Source organism: Nocardioides antri (genome assembly GCF_008373765.1).
GTDB lineage: Bacteria > Actinomycetota > Actinomycetes > Propionibacteriales > Nocardioidaceae > Nocardioides > Nocardioides antri.
Genome location: NZ_VUJW01000208.1, coordinates 1 through 487, shown reverse-complemented (window position 1 = coordinate 487; position 487 = coordinate 1). Strand labels below are relative to the sequence as shown.

Annotated in this window: 1 protein-coding gene; it reads left to right on the top strand. The window is 61.6% G+C overall.

The window, feature by feature from the left end; translation table 11 throughout:
• Positions 1–487: hypothetical protein (locus tag F0U47_RS23020; RefSeq protein ID WP_223162876.1), on the top strand; the 487-nt coding region annotated here is incomplete at both ends.

Genomic DNA, 487 nt, shown 5'->3' with positions numbered 1-487 from the left:
AGCAGACGCGTTGCTATTACTACAACTACGGCTCGATCCCCGTTTCATCCGCGCAGGGAAAGCCGCTATCGCTGACGACGACGACGACCGCCCACCCAATCACGTCGTCCCCGCCACCGCCACCGCGCTCCGAGCACCTGCCGACCCACTTCAACCTTAACAATCTCATCGGCAAGCTGCGACCTTCTTCCCTTGACGGCCTCCAGTCTGCACACCTCAAGACTAGCGCCTTGTTCAAATCCCCACCGCAAATCGACTCCCACTATTCGCGAGCTGCGGACGCTCATTCCCGCGATCACGACCAGGACCAGAAGGAAGAACCCACTCAGGGTCCGTACGTAGATGATGAGGGTATGGTGGGAGACGATCCGGCCGCGTATCTGACTAACGAGGCTCACGACGCTCCCGTTGGAGACGAGATCGCATCGACTGCCGAGCCGGACGCCACCGAGCACTCCGTCCACGCCAGCGGCATGTTGGCGCCCCC